We start from the raw sequence: 5,432 nt of genomic DNA on the forward strand, positions 1-5,432 counted from the left end.
CCGGGCAAACCCATACCTTTCTGGTATTGCACTTTGTTTTTGCTCATCTCCCGCCTCCTTTGGTTTCAAGGGCTTGCACTTATGCCTTTGACTTCAAAATTGGCTGTGGGTCCTACGTAATCAGAAACTGCTTTGATTTAGTGGTCATTATAACCGACTTGTCCGGTCATACATTTGGCTGGTCAGGACTTTACGAATCATCAACCTGCTCAGCAAGCTTGGCTAACTGCCTGACCGACTGCCCGAATTGTTCGGCTGATTCTGTCCGCACGGTGGCATGGGCGACCTTACGGCCTTTATGTGGGCTTTTGCCGTATAGGTGCAAATACGCATGATTGATCGCCAATGCGTCTTTGGTTGTGGGCAGCCCGCCGATAAAATTAACCATTGCCGCCTTACCTAGTGCAGTCGTTGCACCTAAGGGCAAATCAAGTATCGCCCGTAGGTGATTTTCAAACTGGCTGGTTTCCGCGCCTTCTGTCGTCCAATGACCGGAATTATGCACTCGTGGGGCGAATTCGTTGGCGATTAATTCTCCATCCACTTCAAACAGTTCCAGTGCCATTACGCCCACATAATCCAATGCGTTGAGCAAACGTGACATATAGTCCTCGGCCTGTGCCTGCATAGGGTCATTGGCGCGGCTTTCAGCAATCCGCAAGATACCCCCTTTATGCAGGTTTTCAGACAACGGATAAAATACGACTGAACCGGACACACTACGGGCGGCAATAATAGAAACTTCACGTGTAAACGGCACAAAGGCCTCAACAATCGCCGGAAGACCTTGCACCACAACCCATGCGGGCTTTAAGTCAGCTTCTGACTTCAGTAGGGATTGTCCCTTGCCGTCATAACCTTGCGTCCGGGTCTTTAGTATCGCCGGAATACCCAGCATTGACATGGCCTGTTCCAGATCCTCAAGACTATCCACTAATGCAAACTGCGGCGTTGGGATACCGAGTTCCAGAAAAAAGTTTTTCTCTACCCAACGATCCTGGGCAAGTTCCAAAGCCCTAGCCGGCGGATACACCCGCGTATGTTCAGCCAGGAATTTGGCGACGGGGGCAGGTACATTCTCAAATTCGTACGTCACCACATCGGCGCGTCGAGCCAGTTCTGCCAGTAACACCGGATCGCTATAGTCGCCATGAAGATGCTCACCCAGTTTGTTGGCACACGCATCAACGGAAGGATCAAGGAAAATAAAATCCAATCCTAGCGGGTATCCTGCCAGTGCGATCATCCTGGCGAGCTGACCCGCGCCCAATATGCCGACCTTCATAATCCGGCAATCCTTGGGTCGGCGTTTTCGAGTACGGAAACCGTTTGCTCACGGCGGTATTCATGCAGGGCGGCGCGGTATTTTTCATGTTTGTTGCTGACTATCGCCGCAGCCAGCAGTGCGGCATTAACGGCTCCTGCCTTTCCTATAGCCAGAGTCCCCACCGGAATACCGGCAGGCATCTGCGCGATGGAAAGCAAAGAATCCATACCATTTAACGCTTTTGACTGTATCGGTACGCCCAATACTGGAATTATAGTTTTTGCCGCCGTCATTCCAGGCAAATGCGCGGCTCCTCCGGCTCCCGCAATAATGACTTCCAGGCCTTTGGCTTCCGCAGTTTCGGCATACGCGAACAGTTTGTCCGGGGTGCGGTGCGCCGAAACGATCTCAATTTCGTGCGGAATACCCAAACGCTCCAGTGTTTCTGCAGCAAAGCGCATGCTCTCCCAGTCAGAGGCCGAACCCATGATTACGCCAACCAATGCTGTCATCTAGTGCTCCTGGTAGTAAACGGACAAAAATTTAAGGGGTGAAATTATCGCATACATCAGGAGAAGTAGCTCAATCCAGCCTTCATTTACTGCCTAAAAGCAGTAATTAACCTTTTTTGGGGACAGTGAACGAAAGGCTGCATGAATACTGGAATTGCACTTCGGTGTTGAATCCGCCTTATGTTTCATTGAATTTATTGAATTTTATTGTTTGTACTGGGCAAATCTGGCTGATACAATCGGTCTAACAGGCATTTTTAGGCTTAGCCTTGCGACTTTTGTCAACTAACTGAATAAGGAAAAACGATGAGTCTTTTTGATAGTTTAGTGCAAACCGCCCTTGGCGGCAATGCAGAAAATCAAACGCAAAATCTGGTAAAAGGTGTGGTAGGTATGCTAACCAACAACGCTGGAGGCATATCAGGCCTGGTCGATAAATTTACCCAATCGGGATTGGGTGATATTGCCGCATCATGGATAGGCAAAGGCGAAAACAAGTCGGTCAGCGCTGCACAACTGGTAGAAGCGCTGGGTGAGGAAAAAGTTGCCGAGCTTGCTAAAGAAGCCGGGATACCAGCAAACAAAGGAGCCGATGTCCTCTCACAAGTGTTGCCATCCATCGTCGATAAAATGACCCCCGATGGCGAAGTGCCTGAAGAACACCACCTGGGCATCCTATCTAAAATTATCCTGGGCGGAATAGGCGTTGCTGGTGCAACCATGGCAGCAAAAGCAATGGCTTCGAGGTTTGGGCATGATGACGAAGCGCCCGAAGTAGCTGAAGCCGCCGCACCAATGGGCAGTCCATCTGCTAGCGCTGCACCAACAGCCTCACCCGCACCGGAAGCACAAGCTAGAACCTATACCGTGGTATCTGGGGACACACTATCTAAAATAGCCAAACATTATTACGGCGATGCCAATCAATGGCCTAAAATTTTCGATGCCAACCGGGATAAATTGAGCAATCCAGACCGGATTAATGTCGGTCAGGTTTTGCGTATTCCCTAGATATTTCAATTTAATAACAGTTGTTACTAAATTGTCGTGTCGCTAACGCGACGACTAATATTTAATCGGGTTGTCGCACCCGAAGGCGAAACACTTTTCTTTGCTCGGGCAAGAAAAGTATTCAAAAGAAAGCCCGCCCGGATGCCGCTTATTTCCTGCGCTCCGGCGTTTTTATCGGGGATTGCCAAAGGGACTCCTGTCCCTTTGGCAACGCACGGCTTCCTTGCCGCGCCCCTGTCGGGCTGTTCCCAATAAAAACGCCGGTGTTTGGCGCGGCATACGGAAGAGGCGTAAATCTTAAGCTGCCTGATCGTTTAATAAGTCATCCATCACGTCTTTTCTACAATGGTATAACGGCTTTTAACCCTGTTTTTATAATTTTTAATGAAGTCCCCCAAAATCTTCATCTACACCGCCCTGCCTTGCGAAGCGAAGCCATTAATTGAGTTTTATCGCCTGAAAAAAGACACTGCAATCAATAGCTTTGCAGTTTATAACAACAATAACATACACCTGACCGTCACCGGAATAGGTAAAAACGGTATGGCTGCTGGTATCGCTTACACCCAGGCCTTATTTTCATCAACCCAAAACCCAGTCTTGTTGAATGTAGGGATCGCCGGACATAAGGAACACCCCATCGGCAGCGTGTTCTTGATCGACAAAATAACCGATAGCGAAAGTGACCGGCGTTATTATCCACCTTTAGTATTTACGCCGCCTTGCCCTACCCATAGCCTGCAAACTGCATCAAGGCTGCAGCTTACCTACCCTCCCTTGCATCTTTGCGATATGGAAGGCTCCGCCTTTTACGAGACTGCAACGCGATTTTCTTCCGGCGAGTTGATACAGTGCCTGAAAATAGTTTCTGACAACGAGTCATCACCTATCAAGAACCTTCAACCCAGCCAGGTATCCGAACTTATAGCCGCACAGCTATCGACCATTACAGCCATTTTGACAGCATTAACCCAACTGGCTGAGCCGCTAAGATCACCGGAATTAACCGAATTCAATCACTTACTGGGTCGATACCACTTTACCGTTAACGAACAAATCCAATTAAAAAAATTACTGTCCCGCTGGCGTTTGGTAACCGACCAGAATATGATTGAATTTGCAGACGGCTCACCCAAAAATAGCAAGGAATTCCTGAATTTGTTGAATCAGTCTCTAAACGAGGCAGAATTTCATTTGTAATGTCCCACATCTCGTATGTAGTCTCGATGAAGTGTAACGAAATCGAGGAAGATCGAAGCCCTGTGACTCTCGATTCCGAAAATTGCACATCTAAGCTTGTTTGTTGCCGCATCGGCCTCGCGCTTGAGCAGTTCCCGGTTGATCCCTATTCCCCAGCGATAGCCTGATAAAGACCCATCAAGCCTGACCGCACGGTGGCAAGGAATTGCCACCGCCAGTTTTTTGGCGGCACAGGCTCCGGCTACTGCCCGCACAGACTTGGGCGACCTGACCTGAATAGCAATATCTGTGTAGCTGACTGTGGAGCCGACAGGAATGGCCTACAATGCCCGCCATACCGGCAGCTGAAAGGCGGTTCCCTGAATGTCGAGTCGCAGGGCTAGCCCACTCATGGGTGTTTCAACAAAACCGGAAATTTTAGCGATGAGTTGTGCAACACGGTCATCGCCGATTATATTAGTGTTCGGAAACCGGTTTTGTAATTCACGCACCAAACTTTCGGGGTTATCTACCAAGGAGATAGCACAAATGCCACGTACACTTTTTGCTACCGAAATCGATCCCAGGGAACACTCGCCAATGGCAAAGCGCAGCCCTCAGGAGGCTGAGGCCAAAGGTTCGAATCCTCTCGGGTGCGCCAACTAGCAATTATAAGAAGTTCAACGAAGCATATAAACCCGCAAGTTAGATTTTTGGAGAACATCTTGGAGAAATCATGGCGAGAAGCCATAAAGAAAGTGCTTGCAGAGACTGATACGCCTCTGCATTAAACGGAAATTTCAGAGCAAATTCTTTCTCGCGGTTATTACGAAACTGATGGTGCAACGCCAGCGGCAACTGTGAATGCTCATATATCGGCATCCATAAAGCACGATGGTGAAAAATCACCGTTTGTTCGTATTGGCAAAGGAATATTCACACTCAAGCATAAAACAACAGCTTTCGCTACAGTTAGCAAAGAAAAAACCACGGAAAATATTACAGCTCCAGAAGATGAAACTTCCGATTCAATTATTCATTCTTTCGGTATGTATTGGCAACGTGACCTTGTTGTGTGGCGTAACGACCCCAAAATGTACGGCAAACAACAGGCACTTTCTAAGCCAGTGGACTTTGGCAAACAAAAAGGCATTTACATTCTTTATGACCACCATACTGTAGTGTATGTCGGGCGTTCTATTGATCGTCCTTTAGGCAAGCGAATGTATGAACACACCATTGACCGCTTAGGTAGTCGCTGGAATCGTTTTTCGTGGTTTGGTCTTCTTGATGTAACCCAAGAAGGCAATCTTCGCGAAACCGCCCTCAATACGTTATACCAATCCCAATAGATTATCATATTAATAAAGCCCATTTACGGGAGCAAAGATTTCGGATGGTGTCGGGTTGGCTGGCGAACTGGTTCCATGCGTGGCAACACACATCAACGATCTGGTCATAGT

7 protein-coding genes are annotated in these 5,432 nt (G+C 48.3%); 3 read left to right on the plus strand and 4 right to left on the minus strand.

Annotated features, from left to right (window positions below; genetic code table 11):
• Positions 1-190 precede the first annotated feature (190 nt).
• Both ACLQ6D_RS11580 and purE read right to left on the minus strand, forming a co-directional pair.
• Positions 191-1,285 (minus strand): 5-(carboxyamino)imidazole ribonucleotide synthase, encoded by a 1,095-nt coding sequence (locus tag ACLQ6D_RS11580; protein ID WP_411727444.1) that lies wholly within the window; start codon positions 1,283-1,285, stop codon positions 191-193.
• Complete coding sequence (gene purE / locus ACLQ6D_RS11585) at positions 1,282-1,779, minus strand: 5-(carboxyamino)imidazole ribonucleotide mutase (protein WP_411727445.1); 498 nt, start codon at positions 1,777-1,779, stop codon at positions 1,282-1,284. The genes ACLQ6D_RS11580 and purE overlap by 4 nt, the downstream gene beginning before the upstream one ends.
• A gap of 306 nt (positions 1,780-2,085) precedes the next feature.
• On the opposite strand from purE, the gene ACLQ6D_RS11590 reads away from it, so the two are divergent.
• Together ACLQ6D_RS11590 and ACLQ6D_RS11595 are read left to right on the plus strand one after the other, a co-directional pair.
• Positions 2,086-2,790, plus strand: a complete 705-nt coding sequence (locus ACLQ6D_RS11590) for a YidB family protein (protein ID WP_411727446.1) — start codon at positions 2,086-2,088, stop codon at positions 2,788-2,790.
• Between the two features lie 384 nt (positions 2,791-3,174).
• Positions 3,175-3,990: a hypothetical protein gene (locus ACLQ6D_RS11595; RefSeq protein WP_411727447.1), complete on the plus strand. Its 816-nt coding sequence runs from the start codon at positions 3,175-3,177 to the stop codon at positions 3,988-3,990.
• Here the strand turns inward: ACLQ6D_RS11595 and ACLQ6D_RS11600 are convergent.
• Together ACLQ6D_RS11600 and ACLQ6D_RS11605 are read right to left on the minus strand one after the other, a co-directional pair.
• Positions 3,981-4,307 (minus strand): methylated-DNA--[protein]-cysteine S-methyltransferase, encoded by a 327-nt coding sequence (locus tag ACLQ6D_RS11600; RefSeq protein WP_411727449.1) that lies wholly within the window; start codon positions 4,305-4,307, stop codon positions 3,981-3,983. The two genes, ACLQ6D_RS11595 and ACLQ6D_RS11600, sit on opposite strands and share 10 nt — an antisense overlap.
• A gap of 3 nt (positions 4,308-4,310) precedes the next feature.
• Positions 4,311-4,505 carry a hypothetical protein gene (locus ACLQ6D_RS11605; RefSeq protein ID WP_411727448.1) on the minus strand — a complete coding sequence of 65 codons (195 nt, stop codon included), beginning with the start codon at positions 4,503-4,505 and terminating at the stop codon, positions 4,311-4,313.
• Between the two features lie 261 nt (positions 4,506-4,766).
• Here ACLQ6D_RS11605 and ACLQ6D_RS11610 point away from each other — a divergent pair, with 261 nt between their 5' ends.
• On the plus strand, positions 4,767-5,321 hold the full coding sequence (locus ACLQ6D_RS11610) for a GIY-YIG nuclease family protein (RefSeq protein WP_411727450.1): 555 nt from the start codon (positions 4,767-4,769) through the stop codon (positions 5,319-5,321).
• The last annotated feature ends 111 nt before the right edge of the window (positions 5,322-5,432 follow it).

Origin of the sequence: Methyloglobulus sp., from assembly GCF_046714055.1 — a bacterium.
Taxonomy (GTDB): Bacteria; Pseudomonadota; Gammaproteobacteria; order Methylococcales; family Methylomonadaceae; genus Methyloglobulus.